Raw genomic sequence first — 16,262 nt, 5'->3', positions numbered from 1 at the left:
TATAATCAGTATGATTTGAAATCTAGAGAAGAATTTATCCATGAGACTACTAGCGAGAACGGATAGTGCAAGCGTTCACTCCTCAATGGACGCTCTCTTCTTAAAATCGCAGATGAAAATTTGCCGCGCTCGCGTTAACAAGCTAATGAAGTGGTAATATCAAAGACGGTGATATTACAATAAAGGTGGTACCGCGTTTCAAGCGCCCTTTATTGTAATAGCGCCGTTATTTTTTTAGGAGGATATGATGAAACAATTAACTAGTGCAGACATTCGGCAATTATTCTTAGATTTCTGGGAAAGCAAGTCCCACGATATCTATCCCAGCGCTTCGCTGGTTCCCCAAGATGATCCGACCCTCTTATGGATCAACTCAGGGGTAGCTGCCCTGAAACATTATTTGGATGGGTCAGAAAAACCTAAAAACCCTAAAATTGCCAATGCCCAAAAATGTATCCGGACCAATGACATTGAGAATGTCGGGGTAACTGCCCGCCACCAAACTTTCTTTGAAATGTTAGGGAACTGGTCCATTGGCGACTATTTCAAGGAAGAAATGCTGCCTTGGGCCTGGGAATTCCTTACTGATGAGAAGTGGTTGGGCTTAGACAAAGACCGCCTGTATATGACCTATCATCCAGACGATGAAGAGAGTTTAAATATCTGGCGTGAAACCACCCAACTGAGTGAAGACCACTTTGTTCCCGTAGAAGATAACTTCTGGGACTTGGGCGCAGGCCCCTGTGGACCCGATACGGAAATCTTTTTTGACCGGGGCCAAGCTTTCCAAGATTTAGCCGATGACGATCCTGAAATGTATCCAGGGGGCGAGAATGAACGCTATCTCGAAATTTGGAATGTGGTCTTCTCCCAATTCAACCACATGCCTGACGGAAGTTACCAACCCCTCGAACAGAAGAATATTGATACCGGCATGGGGCTTGAGCGGATCACCAGCGTCATCCAAAATACGGAAACTAACTTTGAAACCGACCTCTTCGTTCCGATTATTAAGGCCATTGAACCGCTGACTGACGGCCACCATTACGGGGAAAATCCAGAAATTAATACGGCTTTTAAAGTGATCGCTGACCATGTCCGGGCGGTAAGCTTTGCCATCGGTGACGGGGCCTTACCTTCTAATGAAGGTCGGGGCTATATCCTCCGTCGTTTAATCCGCCGCAGCGTGATGTACGCTAAACAACTTGGGATCAAGGAAGCCTTCTTGGCCCAATTGGTTCCCGTTGTAGCTGAAGTGATGGGAAGCCACTATCCAAATATTGGCCAACAGGCAGACTTCATCGAAACTATCATTAGCCAGGAAGAAAAACGTTTCCAAGAAACCATTGAAGAAGGTCAAGCTATTCTCGATGACATGGTTCAGGCCCTCAAAGAAAATAATCAAACGGTCCTTTCCGGCCAAGATGCCTTTAAGCTCTATGATACTTACGGTTATCCACTGGAACTGACCGAAGAGCTCTTGGAAAAAGAAGGCCTCGGCATTGATGAGCAAGGTTTCAATGACGAAATGCAAGCCCAACGTGAACGAGCTCGGGCTGCCCGCAAACAAATGGGGGGCTTGGCTGTCCAATCGACCGTCCTTTCTGAGCTTGACGTGCCGAGTCAATTTACTGGCTACCAAGAGACAGAAAGCCTGGCTCAGATTAATGCCTTGGTTTATGAAGACCAATTAGTGGACCATGTTCCCGCTGATAGCGTCGCTTACTTAGTCGCTGACAAGACGCCTTTCTACGGCGAACGGGGGGGCCAGGTCGGGGATACTGGCGCCATTTACAGTCCAGCGGGTGAATTATTGGCCTATGTCACTGATGTCCAACACGCCCCTAATGACCAGAACCTGCATGAAATTGAAACCATTCAGTCCTTGGACCTCAACCAAGAGGTGCGCTTAGTGGTGGACAAGGAGCGTCGCAGCTTGATCCGTAAGAACCATACAGCTACTCACTTGCTCCACCAAGCCTTGAAGGATGTCTTAGGTGACCAGGTTAACCAAGCGGGCTCTCTCTTAGACGACCGCTATCTCCGCTTTGACTTTACTTACTTTGGTCATATCGAAGCGGACCAACTTCAAGCTATTGAAGATGAGGTTAACCAAAAAATTTATGATTCGATTCCTGTGAAGACGGTGATTACAGATGCTGATACAGCTAAGGCAGAAGGAGCAATGGCCCTCTTTACCGACAAGTATGACAAGTTGGATGAAGTCCGCATGGTCAAGGTAGCGGATTGGTCGATTGAACTCTGCGGGGGGACCCATGTGAAGAATACCGCTGAGATTGGCCTCTTCAAGATTACCAGCGAAACAGGTGTCGGCTCTGGCGTGCGCCGGATTGAAGCTCTAACCTCTAAGGCTGCTGTCCAATACTTCCAGGGCTTAGAAGACTTATTGGAAGATATTCGCGTGGAAAGCAAGGCCAAGGAAAGAGATGGCATCTTAAATCGGATCAAACAATTAGAAAGCCAAAACAAAGAAATGAGCCAGGAAATTGAATCCCTCCATGCCAAGGCCAATGCCCAAGCAGCTAAGGATATCTTCCAAGATGTAGAAGAAGTAGCTGGTATCCGTCTGATCGCCCAAGAATTACCTAACCGCAACATGGACGACCTACGGAAGATTTCTGACGAATGGAAGCAAAGAACAGACTCTGACCTTCTCGTTCTCGCTACTTCAAACAAGGGCAAGGCTAATCTCTTAGTCGCTGTTAAAACGGACTTGGTCGACAAGGGTCTCAAAGCAGGCGATATTATTAAGCAAATTGCGCCTAAGATTAACGGAGGCGGTGGCGGCCGTCCAGACATGGCCCAAGCCGGTGGTAAGAACCCAGCGGGGATTCCTGATGCCCTGGCTGAGGTGAAGAAGGTGTTAACCCAAGTTTAAGTTTTGATTACATAGGGCCTAGCTTCTTGTACTTCTGTCAGATTTTGGTTAAAATGATGTTAAAAGATTTGGAGGTGCGATAAGGTATGAGTGTCAAAGATGAAACAGTTCTTTTCAAGTTTGATGAGAATAAAGAAAAAAATGTTCGTGAAACACTGGATATCGTATATGATGCACTTGTAGAAAAAGGCTATGATCCAAGTAGTCAGATTGTAGGCTATCTCTTGTCTGGAGACCCAGCTTACATTCCTCGGCATAACCAGGCCCGCAACCTAATTCGTTATCATGAACGTGACGAGATTATTGAAGAATTAATTCGCAGTTATATGGAAAAGAGTGGGCGCGAGGTCTAATGAAGAGGTATTTAGGATTAGATGTTGGTTCAAGAACTGTGGGGGTCGCTGTTAGCGACCCCCTTGGACTGACTGCCCAAGGTTTAGAGATCATCCGGATTAATGAAGACCAAGAGGAATTTGGCTTAGACCGTTTGGGCGAGTTGATTGACAGCTACCAGGCGACCAAGGTCGTGATTGGCCTACCCAAAAATATGAATAATTCAGAAGGCCCCCGTGCGGAAGCTTCACGCGCTTATGGCGATAGGGTGAAGCAACACTTTGACCTAGAAGTTGTTTATTTAGACGAGCGTTTGACGACTATGCAGGCTGAACGGATGTTAATTGAAGCAGGGGATGTGAGCCGTAAGAAGCGTAAGCAGGTGATCGATAAGCTTGCTGCGGTTCTTATCTTACAGACCTACTTAGACCAAGAAAGAGCGTGAGAAATAATGGCCAGTGAAGAAAATAAAGAATTAATTACCATTTATGATGAAGAGGGCAATGAGAGCCTCTATGAGATTCTATTTACCTTCGAATCAGATGATTTTGGTAAGTCCTATGTCCTGCTCTATCCAGCAGGTTTAGGGGACAGCGATGATATTGAAATTCAAGCTTTCTCTTACCAAGAGAGTGACGATGAATTGAATGGCAGTCTCTATCCTATTGAAAGTGATGAAGAGTGGAACATGGTAGAGGAAGTTTTAAATACCTTTATATCTGATGAATTGTAATTGACTGCAAGGCTCCTGGACCCCGCTAAGGATTCTGGCAAATAGGGGCAGGTTAACGGATGCAGTTGAAGAAGAGGCTGAGAGATGGCAGCGTCAAGCCAGCCTCTTTTTTTATCATGTGGCAGGCGAGAGTCTGCCCAATAATTTGCCTTGTGATTGGCACACTGACACGAATCGACTAGAGAACAGAGAATAGGAGCGTTCACATGAGAAAAAGAACAAGAAGGCAGCCTAGACAAACAGCCGAACAGGAACACTTAGAAGGTCAAGGGCCCAAGCGGAAGTCGGTGACCAACCGTTTAATCACTTCTTTATTCGTGACCCTGATTATTATCGTCTTAGCTTTTGCAGCTTATATTGGGGTTATGGCATCAACTGGGGGCCTTAAGCCTTCCAAGGATATTGTCATCGAAGTTCCCCAGGGCGCGACCCAAGCCAGTGTGGCCCAGGAATTAGAGGATAAGCAGGTCATTTTTAATGATGATATTTTCCGCCTCTATCTGCGTTTCAACCCAATTAAAAACCTCCAAGCGGGAACTTATAAAATGCAAACCCATTCTAGCTTCTCCCAAGCAGCTAAAAACTTAGCTGAAGGGGCTAAGGAAATGGAAGCAGGAATTGCTATTCCAGAAGGGACGGATATTGAGTCGATGGCGACCATTATCGAGCAGAATACGCCTTTCTCAGCCCAAGACTTCATGGCCCTTGTGACCAGTCCAGATTATTTCCAAAAGCTCCTGGCCACTTATCCGGAGCTTCTGGCTGATGTGAGCCAAAATAACGATGTCCGTTATAAATTAGAAGGCTATCTCTTCCCGGCAACCTACCAGTTGCGGGAGGGCCAAGACCTCGAAGCTTTTGTGACCCAGATGGTGGATGAAACGAATAAGTTCTACCAAAATAACAAGGCCGCCTTCCAGGCTTCTGACCTATCTGTGAACGAAATCTTCACCCTAGCTTCTCTAGTAGAGGCTGAAGCCTCGACTACGGAGGACCGGGCCATGATCGCAGGGGTCTTCTATAACCGTCTAGCCGACAAGATGCCTATCCAATCGGACATCTCAGTCAATTACGCCTTGGGTGAACACAAGTCTTACGTGACCATCAAGGATACCCAGGTGGATTCCCCTTACAATCTCTACAAGAATCCAGGCTTAGGACCAGGCCCTTATAATAATCCAGGGGCGGAATCGCTCCAGGCAGTCCTCAATCCCAAAGAAAATGACTACTATTATTTTGTGGCCGACCTGTCAACAGGGGAAGTTTATTATTCCAAGACCTATGAAGACCATCTCAAGCTAGTTGATGAACACGTCAGCGAAGAGGACGCCAAGCTAGCTCAACCTAAGGCCAGTCAATCAACTGTCCAAAGTCAATCACAAGCAACAAGTTCAAGTAATTAAGAGGAGAGAATATGACAGAACAAATCGTTATCGGCGTGACCGGGGGAACCGGGAGTGGGAAGACAACCATTACTCAGCGGATTATGGAAGAATTTAAGGATGTATCCATTGTTTACATCCCCCAAGACGCCTATTACAAAGACCAGACCCATCTGACCATGGAAGAGCGTCAGAAGACCAATTATGATCATCCCCTGGCTTTTGATATGGAACTTTTGAAGGAACATATTAGCCAATTAAGCCAGGGCCAAGCTATCGACATGCCAGTCTATGACTTTGCTGAACACAATCGGAGCCAGGAGACGGTCCATGTTGAGCCTAAGAAGATTATTATCCTAGAAGGGATCCTCTCACTCTATGATCCAGAACTAAGGGATCTCATGACGATCAAGGTATTTGTTGATACTGATGCGGATATTCGGATTATCCGTCGCATCAAGCGTGATATGGCCGAACGGGGCCGGTCCCTAGATTCTGTCATTGACCAATACATGTCTGTCGTTAAACCCATGCACGAAGAATTTATCGAGCCCACGAAACGTTTTGCCGACCTGATTATTCCAGAAGGTGGCTCGAACTACGTGGCCATTGACTTATTACAAACTAAGATAAAAGATATCTTAAAATAAGCCATTCTTATATTGCAATAGGGCCATGAAAGTGGTACCCTATTGCTATTGATTTTTAATTTATTTATGAAGGAGTAAGATTCATGGTAGAAGAAAGCTATCCAATGACAATCGAAGGCAAACAGCGCCTTGAAGCTGAATTAGAAGATTTAAAAGTAAATAAACGTCCTGAAGTCGTAAGCCGGATTAAGATCGCACGTTCATATGGGGACCTCTCAGAAAATTCTGAATATGAGGCAGCCAAAGACGAACAAGCCTTCGTGGAAGGGCAGATCGCCAAATTGGAAAAAATGATCCGCTATGCTGAAATCATTAACCCTGACGAATTAGACAGCGACGAAGTTTCAATCGGTCGTAAAGTGACTTTCGTGGAATTGCCAGACGGTGACGAAGAAGCCTATACCATTGTAGGTAAGGCTGAAGCAGACCCACTCTCAGGCAAAATCTCCAACGAATCTCCAATCGCCCAAGCCCTCATCGGCAAAAAAGTCGGCGACCAAGTCAGCTTCGAAACCCCAGGCGGCGAACTCGCCCTCAAAATCACAGCAGTAGAAAACGCTGAGTAAAGAAAGGGTGTGAGAGGATGCGGGAGAAAGGAACCTCTGGAGTAAAATGCTAGAGAAGGCTGCAAGCCTTCGATAGCATTTTGCGAAGAGGAGTCCTTTCTGCAGCCTCGAACCCAACTAAAGGGTGTGAGACTTGGCAATCAGGCTCGGATGATTGGAGCAAGTTAGAATAAGAGCGAAGCAGTCGCTCGTTTCTAACTTGTGAAATCACTTCGAGACTGCCAAGTCGAACCCGACTAGAAGGGTGTGAGGGAGCGCGCTCAGCTTCCTTTCACTGGAGCAAGTCACCAGAGCAGTCTGCAAGACTGCGACGGAGACTTGTGAAGTGACAAGGAAGCTGCGCGACCGAACCCGACTAGAAGGGTGAGAGGGCGTGCGGTCAGAAGTGGACCTCTGGAGCAAAAGATTGGAGAAGGCTGGAGGCCTTCGAAAGGATTTTGTGAAGAGGAGCCAGTTCTGCGCGACCGAATCCGACTACACAGGGTGTGAGCAGTTGCGCTTAGACTTGAATGACTGGAAGCCAAACGGAAAAGAGCGGCTTTAGCCGGTCGTTCCGATTAGCTGAAGTCACTTCAAGTCTGCAACTGCGAACCCGACTAAGCAGGGTGAGAGGGAGCACGGTTAGAAGTGGACCTCTGGAGCAAAAGACTGGAGAAGGCTGGAGGCCTTCGGAAGGATTTTGTGAAGAGGAGCCAGTTCTGCGCGACCGAACCCGACTGTAGGTTTTAATCTTGTTTTGCAACAAAACATTTTATAATATTGTATAATAATTTATTGAAGCTGGGACTTTTTGTTCCAGCTTTTTTATTCATTAGTCTGAGGATTTGTTATAATAGTAGGAAAGGAGGGATGGTTTTGAAGTTTATTTGCCAATTGCTGGCCTTGTTTATTCTAGGCTTCGTTCTTTATGATTTTTCACAAGCGCTGGGGCTCTTCCTAGTCTTTTTCATAGCGATTAGCTTACTTGGACTGTTCACGCTGGCCCCGGCAGGGAAGACCTGGCCAGCCTATATTTGCTTGCCTTTATTCTTTCTGGCAGTGTTAATCCTTTGTCTGAGTCTTTTTCAGCTGCCCCATTTTTGGCTGATCCTATCTCTAGTTGGTCTGATCCTTGCTATCCAGCTTTGGCAAAAAGAGAAAGGAAATACTACTGACTTTCAAGTAGTCCAGGGTGAAGAAGGGCTAGGCCAAGACCGAGGTACTTTCTTTCAATTGGATGACTGGCTTGGCTTCAAGACGGTACCGGTCAAGACTTATGACTGGAATAGCTTCCATGATTATTCTCTCCACGCCTACCGTTTTATTGATCTGACTGAGAAGTTGCCAGTTAAGGGCAAGCAGTGGTTGGCGGTTAGCCAGCTCCACGGTCGGATAAAATTAGTCGTTCCCCAAGCCCAGGCCTGCCAACTAAATATCCAGGCCTATCGAACACGCTTGACCTGGCAAGGACAGACCTATTGCCTAAACAACCAGCGCTTGTCGCTTCGTACAGGCGACCACTTGGATGAGGACCGGGAATTGATTATTGACTTGACCCAGTTCTGGGGGGAAGTTGAGGTGGTTTTCCTATGAAATGGCGGCGTTTGTTTTCCATTTTTATGGTCTGCTTAATCTTTAGCTATGCCTTGTTTGCCCTGACTCTGTATTTTTGTTTTGAACTCGGCTGGTTGCCTCCCTTCCAATGGACTTGGCAGGACCTCCCACTCGGTCTGGCCTTTCTCTTATTGCCCAGCTTCTTAGCTTTGGTTTTATCCTTGTGCTTGTATAGTTTAATCTTTCGGGATGAGGAACTCTTGCTTCATTACCTCGACCAGCTCAGCCAAGGCAATATCCACCAGCTGGACCGTTTGAATTTGAAGGAAAATCTCTATCTGAGCCCTAAGCTCTTGGCTAGGCTAGACCATTTAAAGACAAGAATTCAGGCGGGACGCTTGGAAAGGCAAAACTTGCACCTGCAGTTAGACCAGGCCAGTACAGGTAAATCTGAGGCAGATATTATCCAGGCTGAGCGCCAGCGTGTGGCCAGGGAACTCCACGATTCGGTGAGCCAGGAACTCTTCGCAATGACCATGCTCCTGGCCACCCTGGATCAAGTCTCTGACCAACAGACAGGGCCAGAAGTTGACCTCCGACAGAAGATTGCCAATCTAGCTCAAAATGCCCAAAATGAATTGCGGGCCCTCCTACTCCATCTGCGACCCATTGCCTTAGAAAAACGGAGCCTGGCCCAGGGGATCCAGCATCTTTTTGATGAATTAGAAGGCAAGTTGGCCATTCATTTTGTGACCCGCTTCGATGTGGGGGACTTGGATAAAGAAATTGAGAATAATCTCTTCCGCATTGTCCAAGAACTCTTATCCAATAGCTTGCGCCATGCCCAAGCGACGGAGATTGAGTGCCAGCTCTTTACCCGGCAAGACCGGCTCTATTTAGTCTTTAGGGATAATGGGCGAGGCTTTAAGCAAGGAGCAGACCAGCGAGGGGGCTATGGCCTCCAACACATCCGCGAACGGGTAGACCAGCTAGCAGGCGAGCTACAGATGATTAGCCAGGAGGGGCAGGGGACCCAAGTACGGATCCAAATTGCCCTAGACCAGAATAGAAAGAGGACGACTTAGATGATTAAAGTATTAATTGTAGATGACCATGAGATGGTTCGCTTAGGGGTGGCCTCGTATCTGGCTATCCAGGAAGACATTGAGGTCATAGGCGAGGCAGTTAACGGACAGGAAGCCTATGATAAGGCCCTAGACCTACGACCAGACCTTATCTTAATGGATGTTGTTATGGATGAAATGGATGGCATCGAGGCTACCCAGGCTATCTTAGCTGACTGGCCAGAAGCTCGGATCCTGATGGTAACGAGCTTCTTAGATGATGATAAATTGTATCCCGCCATGGAAGCAGGGGCTAAGGGCTACATCTTGAAGACATCCTCTGCCCAGGAAATTGCTCAAGCCATTCGCCAAGTGATAGCCGGACAGGAAGTCATGACCCAGGCTGTGTCTGAGAAGATGCAAGAAGATAAGCACAAGGCCCAGGAGCGCCACTTACACGATGACCTCACCCGGCGCGAATTGGAAGTCTTAGCTCTAATTGCTGAAGGCAAGTCCAACCAGGAAATTGCTGATCTCTTGTTTATTACATTAAAAACGGTCAAGACCCATGTCTCTAATATTTTGTCTAAATTAGAAGTTTCTGATCGGACTCAAGCTACTATCTATGCCTTTAAACATGGTCTCGTCAAAGAAGAAAAGGAGTAAGCCTTCAGCTGAAGACTTACTCCTTTTTTATGACTTATGTATAAGATTAAACGCTAGCGCTCACACCCTTTAGTCGGATTCGATTTGTCAGACTCGGAGTGATTTTACAATTAAGAAACGAGCGAATGTTTCGCTCTTATCCTTAATTGCTCCAATCATCCGAGTCTAACCGCCAAGTCTCATACCCTATCTAGTCGGGTTCGCAAGAGCAGCTTTGGCGTGCTTTCGCAAGTTGGAAACGTGCAAGCAAGGCTTGCCCTTATTCCAACTTACTCCAAGCATCCAAAGCTAATCGCTCTTGCTCACACCCTTTTTTAGTCGGGTTCGGGCTAGCAGAAATAGCTCCTCTTCACTAAAATCCGCCGAAGACTTTCAGTCTTCCCTGGCTTTTGACTCCAGAGGTCTATTTCTCCCGCTAGCCCTCACACCCTTATAGTCGGGTTCGGTCGCGCAGCTTCCTTGTCACTTCACAAGTCTCCGCCGCAGTCTTGCAGACTGCTCTGGTGACTTGCTCCAGTGAAAGGAAGCTGAGCGCGCTCCCTCTCACCCTTTTAGTCGGGTTCGGTCGCGCAGAAGTGGCTCCTCTTCACAAAGCGCCGCCGAAGACTTGTAGTCTTCTCTGCCGCTTTGCTCCAGAGGTCCACTTCTAACCGCGCGCCCTCACACCCTTATTTTAAACGGACATGACGACGGACATGATGAGCGGGTTGCGTTTGGTCCGTTTGTATAGGAAGGGTTGGAGTGAGTTTTGGATGCTGTCGCGTAGGATTTTTTCGTTGACTTTGTTACCTGAATTTAAGTGACCGATAACGGCGGTCTGGATGACACGTTGGGCGTCGCTGATCAGGTCTTCGGATTCGCGCATGTAAATGAAACCGCGAGATACGATGGCTGGGCCAGCTAGTAATTGGTTGGTCTCGAAGTCGATGCTGACAACCACTAGGACTAGGCCATCTTCTGACAACTTATGGCGGTCTCTGAGGACAATATTGCCGATATCGCCGATGCCCTTGCCGTCAACATAAACATCATTGGCAGGGATATGACCCGCCCGGCGCGCTGAATTTTCAGTCAGGGCGAGGACATCACCGTTGTCCATGATGAAGGTATTCTCCCGTGGGATACCTAGGCTGACCGCTGTATCAGCTTGGATGGAGAGCATACGGTATTCTCCGTGGACCGGCATGAAGTATTTAGGCTTCAAGAGGCTCAGCATGAGCTTCTGTTCTTCTTGCGAGCCGTGGCCGGAGGTGTGGACATTGTTAATCTTACCGTGGACCACTTCTGCTCCGGCTTCCAACAATTTGTTAATCACGCGGTTAACACTGGTTGTGTTCCCTGGAATAGGGGAGGAGGAGAAGATAACAGTATCCCCATCTTGGATGGAGATCTGCCGGTGGGTACCGTTCGCAATCCGGCTCAAGGCCGCCATAGGTTCACCCTGAGACCCGGTACACATGATCATGACTTCGTTGCTTGGATACTTGTTAATGTCCTTACCATCGATTAAGACACCTTTTGGTAGGTCGAAGTAGCCAATTTCTTGAGCATTGCGCACGGCATTTTCCATGGACCGGCCGAAGACGGCCACTTTGCGGTTGTTGGCGATGGCAATGTCGATGGCTTCCGAAAGCCGGGAGATATTTGAAGCAAAGCTGGCAAAAATAATCCGGCCTTCGATTTTATCGATGATATCTTTTAAGGCGCCGCTAACGACCCGTTCTGACTTGGTGAAGCCAGTAATTTCGGAGTTGGTGGAGTCACCGAGTAAGCAGAGGACCCCTTCGTCACCTAGACGGGCTAGCTTGTGCAGGTCCGCCTTCTTACCGGTTGGGGTAAAGTCGAACTTGTAGTCCCCAGTGAAGACAATATTCCCGGAAGGCGTCTTGACACAGATGGCCATGGCATCCGGAATAGAGTGGGTTACCCGGGCAAAACTGACCTGGGTTTTGCGGAATTTGATGACGCTATCTTCGTCCACTTCATGGAGCTCGGCGTCACGGAGCAAGTGGTGTTCTTCCAATTTACCCCGGATCAGCGCCAGGGAAAGGGCCCCGGCATAGATCGGCACATTAACTTGCTTGAGCAAGAAGGGCACCCCTCCAATATGGTCTTCGTGACCATGGGTGATGAAGACGCCCTTGATCTTGTCTTTATTTTCAATCAGATAGGAATAATCTGAAATCACATAGTCAATTCCGAGCAGGTCATCTTCCGGGAACATAACGCCCGCATCGAGGACGATGATTTCATCTTGGAATTGGATACAGTACATATTCTTACCGATTTCGCCTAAACCCCCAATGGCGAAAACAGCAGTTTCGTGGTTTTTAATTTTCAATTTCATTAATCAGCAAACTCCGTCAATTCGAAACGGTCACTCTTTTGCTCATAGGCTAAGTGAGCGTCATCTAATAATTGAATGTGCTCAACATGGTAAGGGGTTTTTTCATCGAGGATACGGCGTACTTCAGTGACCGATTCAGCATCGATGTAAAGTGACTGCGTATGTTCGCGCGTTGGCACTTCAGTTTTTGTTTCTTGGTAAAAAACTTTATAAATCATAGTCTTCCTTCTTTCAATTGATATTTATGTATCTTTATTTATAATTTGGAGAATCTCTTCTCTACCACTTTAACATTTTAACATATTCTAAGCCAAGAATGCTAAAGAATGGCCCTTTTTTGGAAAAAAGCCCTTAAGTATAAGATAAGATGGCAATGAAGAAGCAGGCGCTGCCGACCATAACGAAGAGATGCCAGGCCACATGGTAGTAGGCGACTTGGTCATCTTTGATGTAGAAGTAGGTACCCAGAGTGTAGGCGATACCGCCGATAAGGGTCCAGATGAGCCCAGGCAGAGAAAGATGATCGATCAGCGGCTTTAGGGTAAAGATAACCAACCAGCCCATGGCGATATAGGTCCAGGTCTCCCAGCGTTTAAAGCGCTCGCTAGCCTTTAATGAGAGGAAGATGCCGAGGGCTGCAATCAGCCATTCTAGGATAAAGATGGGCCAACCGATCCCAGCTGGGAGGACTAGGAGGCAGTAGGGGGCATAAGAACCAGCAATCAATAAATAGATGGAACAATGGTCAAAGACGCGAAAAAGTGGGGCGACGCGGGTAAATTTTAGACTATGGTAGAGAGTTGAGTTAAAATAAAGCATACACATAGCCAGTGTAAAATTAAGATAGGCCAAGAGGTGGAGGGAGCTGTCTAAGCGCACAGCCTTGATCGACAGGCTGACGCAAGCGATAATGGCCAAAATGAGCCCGATGCCGTGACTAACGGCGCAGAAGACCTCATTCGTGACCTGGTAAGACTTGGATTGCAGAATTTGGGGATCCTTAAAGATATTTTGTTGGCTGGGCACGTTAACACATCCTATCATTTTTAATCATATTATATCATATCTATATAAACATTCTAATGATGACCAAGGAGGATTCTATGAAGAAAGCATCAGCTGTTGACCTCTCTTTGATTGAGGAATTAACCCAGCAGACCCAAGATGAAATCAAAAAAATGAAACCCATCCATATCTTAGTCGTTGGTAAGACAGGAGTGGGAAAATCAACCCTTATTAACCGGGTCTTTCGCGAACGCTTAGTAGAAACAGGGATTGGCGAGCCGATTACTAAGCATTTGCGCCAGATTACCAAGGATAACCTGCCCCTCGTCCTCTATGATACAAGAGGCTTGGAATTGGACGCAGCCATCCAAGACCAAGTGGCACGGGAGATCAATGAATGTTTGGATCAATTGGAGGCCAAGGGCGAGATCATGCACTGCGCCTATTACTGCATTAACGCCTCCTCGTCGCGAATTGAGCCTATGGAGAAGGACTTTATCCAGGGTCTAGCTGAGAAGATGCCGGTTATTCTAGTTTTAACCCAGGCGATCGGTCAACCTGCCCAAGACTTCAAAAAATACTTGGAAAATCTGAACTTAAAGGTTCAAGCGGTGGTCCCGATCATGGCCAAGGATTATCCGGTGACCCCAGACTACACGGTGGAAGTTTACGCCTTAAACCACTTGATTGAGCAAACCCTGGCTGTCATTCCCCTTGATGTTCAGGATGCTTTTAACAATGCCCAACAGGGAGATCTCGACCGCAAAGCACGTCTGGCGCGACGTTGGGCGCGCCGCTATATTATTTCAACATTTGGTGTGGGCTTTACCCCCATTCCTTTCGCAGACGCAGCTTTAATCGTTCCCCTTCAGATCTCCATGCTTGCTCATATTACCGCTATTTTTGGCGTTTCTTTGGAACACCAGACTTTAGTGGGCCTGATTGGGGCAGTGGGGGGCACTACGGGAGCGACTTTCTTGGGCCGGACCCTGGTGGGCAATATCTTTAAGCTCATTCCAGGCTTGGGCAGCCTAGCCGGTGGAGCAATCTCTGGAGCAACGGCCTCTATTGTGACCACTGCCCTAGCTATGTCCTATATTTCTGTTCTTCGCGTTATCGCTGAGCACGATGTCCGCAATGAGAAGCTATCGGCTAAGAGTATCCGCAAGCTGATGCAGTCCGAATTTAGGGCACGCCTTAGACGGGGCAAGAAGGATCCTGACTATCAAGCTATCCGCAACGAACAGGAAAAAGAGAAAAAAGAGCACAAGGACTAGCCTTTTCTTTAGCGCCTAGGTCTAGGCAGACTTTAAATTTTTTGGTATGATGACAGTATTGTAAAATTAGATGAAGATTACGTTGGAAAGTGGGAATTTGGATGGCAGCCTATAGCAAGGAATTTGTTTTGACTGAACTTTTTTGTGATGCCTATGGAGACCTGACCATGAAGGGGATGGTAGACTTGGTTTTCCAATTAGTGGCTAACCAGGAATATGATTGGCCTTCTGACCTGACTCCAGCAGGTTATAATTGGATTGTCTTGAACCATCATTTTGCTTGCCAACATCTCCCCCGCTTGGGCGATAAGGTCCGAGTAGAGACAGGGATTATTGAGGTCAACCGTTTCTTTATCTACCGCTATTACCGCTTCTATGATTCAGACGGTCAGGTCGTAGTCTCGGGCCAGTCCCAGTTTAGCTTGATGGACTTATCCGCGCGTAAGATTGTCCGGATTCCTGACCAACTCCAAGCAGAAAATACTGGTGAAAAGGCTGAACGCCCCTACCGTTTTAAAAAGACATTAAAGCAAGTTGATAGCTTGTCAGAAGCAAGGGTTCACTATAGCGAAATTGACGCCAACCAGCATGTGAATAATTCGGTCTACCTTAGCTGGGTCCTTAACCAAGTTCCGGGGACTTTCATAGCCGATCACCGCGTCCAGACCTTCGATATCAGTTATGACCATGAAATAGGCCTGGGCCAAGACTATCAGCTGGCTAATCGAATTGAAGAAGAGGGGACACCAGCCCAGAGCTGGCACCAGATTCTCATGGGAGAAAATTCCTGTGCGCGGATCCATGTGAGCTGGCTTTTACGAGATGGAAACTAAAGGAGAATTGTTTTGATTGAAGCAGAAACCTATCATATTATTGACCGCGTCCAGTGGCGAGACTACCGGGAACGAGTTCACCCCTCGATTGAAATTCATTTAACGGAGAAACAATTGAGAAAGATTATCTCCCTCAATGATGAATTATCGGTAACAGATGCCATGGAAGTCTATGAGCCCCTGACCCAATTAATTGCCATTTACCGCGACAATTATAGCCGTTTGCAGCGGCGGCGCAACCACTTCCTAGGAATTGAAGCCGAGATCCCACCCTTTATGATTGCCATTTCAGGTTCGGTAGCGGTCGGCAAGTCAACCACCGCCCGTCTCTTGCGACTCTTTTTATCCCAGGCCTTCCCTGATTTAAATGTGGACTTAGTCACGACTGATGGTTTTCTTTATCCCAATGAGGAATTGATTAAACGCGGTATTCTTAACCGCAAGGGCTTCCCCGAAAGCTATGACATGCCCAAACTTCTGCAATTTCTGACGGATGTGAAGAACAATAAACGGAACATTGCCTTTCCTGTTTATTCCCATGAGAATTATGATATTGTCGAGGGGGCTAAGCAAATCTTGAAGAATCCCAATATCTTGATAGTTGAAGGCATCAATGTACTCCAATTGGATGATAAGGAGCAAGTCTTTGTGGGCGATTTTGCAGACCTATCGATCTATGTGGATGCGGATACGACCTGTATTGAGCGCTGGTACTATGAGCGTTTCAAGATGCTCATGCATAAGGCAGCAGAGAATCCTGATAACCACCATTACCGTTATAGTCAGATGGCGGAAGACCAGGCCATGGCAGAAGCCAAGCGGATCTGGCAAGAGATTAATCTAGTCAATTTAAATGAATACATCCTACCAACTCGCAACCGGGCGGATATGGTAATCCACAAGCGGGACAACCATTATATCGACCAACTTTGGATGAAAAAGTATTAGAAAAAGCGTGAAATCACGAGCTCATG

16 protein-coding genes are annotated in these 16,262 nt (G+C 47.1%); 13 read left to right on the top strand and 3 right to left on the bottom strand.

Going from position 1 to position 16,262, the window contains the following annotated elements; translation table 11 throughout:
- Window positions 1-247 precede the first annotated feature (247 nt).
- The 10 genes from alaS to QP339_RS01325 all read left to right on the top strand — a co-directional run bounded on the left by alaS (window position 248) and on the right by QP339_RS01325 (window position 9,826).
- Complete coding sequence (gene alaS / locus QP339_RS01370) at window positions 248-2,899, top strand: alanine--tRNA ligase (RefSeq protein WP_284910095.1); 2,652 nt, start codon at window positions 248-250, stop codon at window positions 2,897-2,899.
- A gap of 86 nt (window positions 2,900-2,985) precedes the next feature.
- Window positions 2,986-3,252 (top strand): IreB family regulatory phosphoprotein, encoded by a 267-nt coding sequence (locus tag QP339_RS01365; RefSeq protein WP_067971750.1) that lies wholly within the window; start codon window positions 2,986-2,988, stop codon window positions 3,250-3,252.
- Window positions 3,252-3,677 carry a Holliday junction resolvase RuvX gene (gene ruvX / locus QP339_RS01360; RefSeq protein ID WP_284910094.1) on the top strand — a complete coding sequence of 142 codons (426 nt, stop codon included), beginning with the start codon at window positions 3,252-3,254 and terminating at the stop codon, window positions 3,675-3,677. The genes QP339_RS01365 and ruvX overlap by 1 nt, the downstream gene beginning before the upstream one ends.
- A 6-nt stretch (window positions 3,678-3,683) precedes the next feature.
- The gene (locus tag QP339_RS01355) at window positions 3,684-3,965 is read left to right on the top strand and encodes a DUF1292 domain-containing protein (RefSeq protein WP_067971742.1); all 282 of its coding nucleotides are present in this window, start codon (window positions 3,684-3,686) and stop codon (window positions 3,963-3,965) included.
- Window positions 3,966-4,171: 206 nt separating this feature from the next.
- Window positions 4,172-5,368 carry an endolytic transglycosylase MltG gene (gene mltG, locus QP339_RS01350; protein WP_284910093.1) on the top strand — a complete coding sequence of 399 codons (1,197 nt, stop codon included), beginning with the start codon at window positions 4,172-4,174 and terminating at the stop codon, window positions 5,366-5,368.
- 11 nt (window positions 5,369-5,379) lie between these two features.
- Window positions 5,380-5,997, top strand: coding sequence for a uridine kinase (udk, locus tag QP339_RS01345; RefSeq protein WP_067971733.1), 618 nt, complete (start codon window positions 5,380-5,382; stop codon window positions 5,995-5,997).
- 83 nt (window positions 5,998-6,080) lie between these two features.
- On the top strand, window positions 6,081-6,563 hold the full coding sequence (gene greA / locus QP339_RS01340) for a transcription elongation factor GreA (protein WP_070620265.1): 483 nt from the start codon (window positions 6,081-6,083) through the stop codon (window positions 6,561-6,563).
- 855 nt (window positions 6,564-7,418) lie between these two features.
- Entirely contained in the window at window positions 7,419-8,135 is a 717-nt protein-coding gene (locus QP339_RS01335; protein WP_284910092.1) for a LiaF domain-containing protein, read from the top strand.
- Window positions 8,132-9,181, top strand: coding sequence for a sensor histidine kinase (locus QP339_RS01330; protein ID WP_284910091.1), 1,050 nt, complete (start codon window positions 8,132-8,134; stop codon window positions 9,179-9,181). Before QP339_RS01335 ends, QP339_RS01330 begins: the two co-directional genes overlap by 4 nt.
- Window positions 9,182-9,826 carry a response regulator transcription factor gene (locus QP339_RS01325; RefSeq protein ID WP_284910090.1) on the top strand — a complete coding sequence of 215 codons (645 nt, stop codon included), beginning with the start codon at window positions 9,182-9,184 and terminating at the stop codon, window positions 9,824-9,826.
- 673 nt (window positions 9,827-10,499) lie between these two features.
- Here QP339_RS01325 and rnjA read toward each other — a convergent pair.
- The 3 genes from rnjA to trhA form a co-directional block, all read right to left on the bottom strand.
- Window positions 10,500-12,173 (bottom strand): ribonuclease J1, encoded by a 1,674-nt coding sequence (gene rnjA, locus QP339_RS01320; protein ID WP_284910088.1) that lies wholly within the window; start codon window positions 12,171-12,173, stop codon window positions 10,500-10,502.
- On the bottom strand, window positions 12,173-12,391 hold the full coding sequence (locus QP339_RS01315) for a DNA-dependent RNA polymerase subunit epsilon (protein ID WP_070620280.1): 219 nt from the start codon (window positions 12,389-12,391) through the stop codon (window positions 12,173-12,175). The genes rnjA and QP339_RS01315 overlap by 1 nt, the downstream gene beginning before the upstream one ends.
- Window positions 12,392-12,524: 133 nt before the next feature.
- Window positions 12,525-13,199 carry a PAQR family membrane homeostasis protein TrhA gene (trhA, locus tag QP339_RS01310; RefSeq protein ID WP_284910087.1) on the bottom strand — a complete coding sequence of 225 codons (675 nt, stop codon included), beginning with the start codon at window positions 13,197-13,199 and terminating at the stop codon, window positions 12,525-12,527.
- A gap of 77 nt (window positions 13,200-13,276) precedes the next feature.
- Here trhA and QP339_RS01305 point away from each other — a divergent pair, with 77 nt between their 5' ends.
- From QP339_RS01305 to coaA, 3 genes are all read left to right on the top strand, one after another.
- Window positions 13,277-14,455, top strand: a complete 1,179-nt coding sequence (locus QP339_RS01305) for a GTPase (RefSeq protein ID WP_284910086.1) — start codon at window positions 13,277-13,279, stop codon at window positions 14,453-14,455.
- Window positions 14,456-14,556: 101 nt separating this feature from the next.
- Window positions 14,557-15,288, top strand: coding sequence for an acyl-[acyl-carrier-protein] thioesterase (locus tag QP339_RS01300; protein WP_284910085.1), 732 nt, complete (start codon window positions 14,557-14,559; stop codon window positions 15,286-15,288).
- 12 nt (window positions 15,289-15,300) lie between these two features.
- Window positions 15,301-16,236: a type I pantothenate kinase gene (gene coaA, locus QP339_RS01295; RefSeq protein WP_070620293.1), complete on the top strand. Its 936-nt coding sequence runs from the start codon at window positions 15,301-15,303 to the stop codon at window positions 16,234-16,236.
- Window positions 16,237-16,262: the final 26 nt, after the last annotated feature.

Origin of the sequence: Aerococcus sp. UMB7834, assembly GCF_030215145.1 — a bacterium.
Taxonomy (GTDB): domain Bacteria; phylum Bacillota; class Bacilli; order Lactobacillales; family Aerococcaceae; genus Aerococcus.
Note: the sequence above shows the minus strand (reverse complement) of the source record. Positions and strands in the feature narration are given on the sequence as shown.

What these genes read in the sequence shown, in the direction of transcription:
- alaS (WP_284910095.1), top strand. Translation starts at nt 248, where the DNA reads ATGAAACAATTAACTAGTGCAGACATTCGGCAATTATTCTTAGATTTC.
- QP339_RS01365 (WP_067971750.1), top strand. Translation starts at nt 2,986, where the DNA reads ATGAGTGTCAAAGATGAAACAGTTCTTTTCAAGTTTGATGAGAATAAA.
- ruvX (WP_284910094.1), top strand. Translation starts at nt 3,252, where the DNA reads ATGAAGAGGTATTTAGGATTAGATGTTGGTTCAAGAACTGTGGGGGTC.
- QP339_RS01355 (WP_067971742.1), top strand. Translation starts at nt 3,684, where the DNA reads ATGGCCAGTGAAGAAAATAAAGAATTAATTACCATTTATGATGAAGAG.
- mltG (WP_284910093.1), top strand. Translation starts at nt 4,172, where the DNA reads ATGAGAAAAAGAACAAGAAGGCAGCCTAGACAAACAGCCGAACAGGAA.
- udk (WP_067971733.1), top strand. Translation starts at nt 5,380, where the DNA reads ATGACAGAACAAATCGTTATCGGCGTGACCGGGGGAACCGGGAGTGGG.
- greA (WP_070620265.1), top strand. Translation starts at nt 6,081, where the DNA reads ATGGTAGAAGAAAGCTATCCAATGACAATCGAAGGCAAACAGCGCCTT.
- QP339_RS01330 (WP_284910091.1), top strand. Translation starts at nt 8,132, where the DNA reads ATGAAATGGCGGCGTTTGTTTTCCATTTTTATGGTCTGCTTAATCTTT.
- QP339_RS01325 (WP_284910090.1), top strand. Translation starts at nt 9,182, where the DNA reads ATGATTAAAGTATTAATTGTAGATGACCATGAGATGGTTCGCTTAGGG.
- rnjA (WP_284910088.1), bottom strand. Translation starts at nt 12,173, where the DNA reads ATGAAATTGAAAATTAAAAACCACGAAACTGCTGTTTTCGCCATTGGG.
- QP339_RS01315 (WP_070620280.1), bottom strand. Translation starts at nt 12,391, where the DNA reads ATGATTTATAAAGTTTTTTACCAAGAAACAAAAACTGAAGTGCCAACG.
- QP339_RS01305 (WP_284910086.1), top strand. Translation starts at nt 13,277, where the DNA reads ATGAAGAAAGCATCAGCTGTTGACCTCTCTTTGATTGAGGAATTAACC.
- QP339_RS01300 (WP_284910085.1), top strand. Translation starts at nt 14,557, where the DNA reads ATGGCAGCCTATAGCAAGGAATTTGTTTTGACTGAACTTTTTTGTGAT.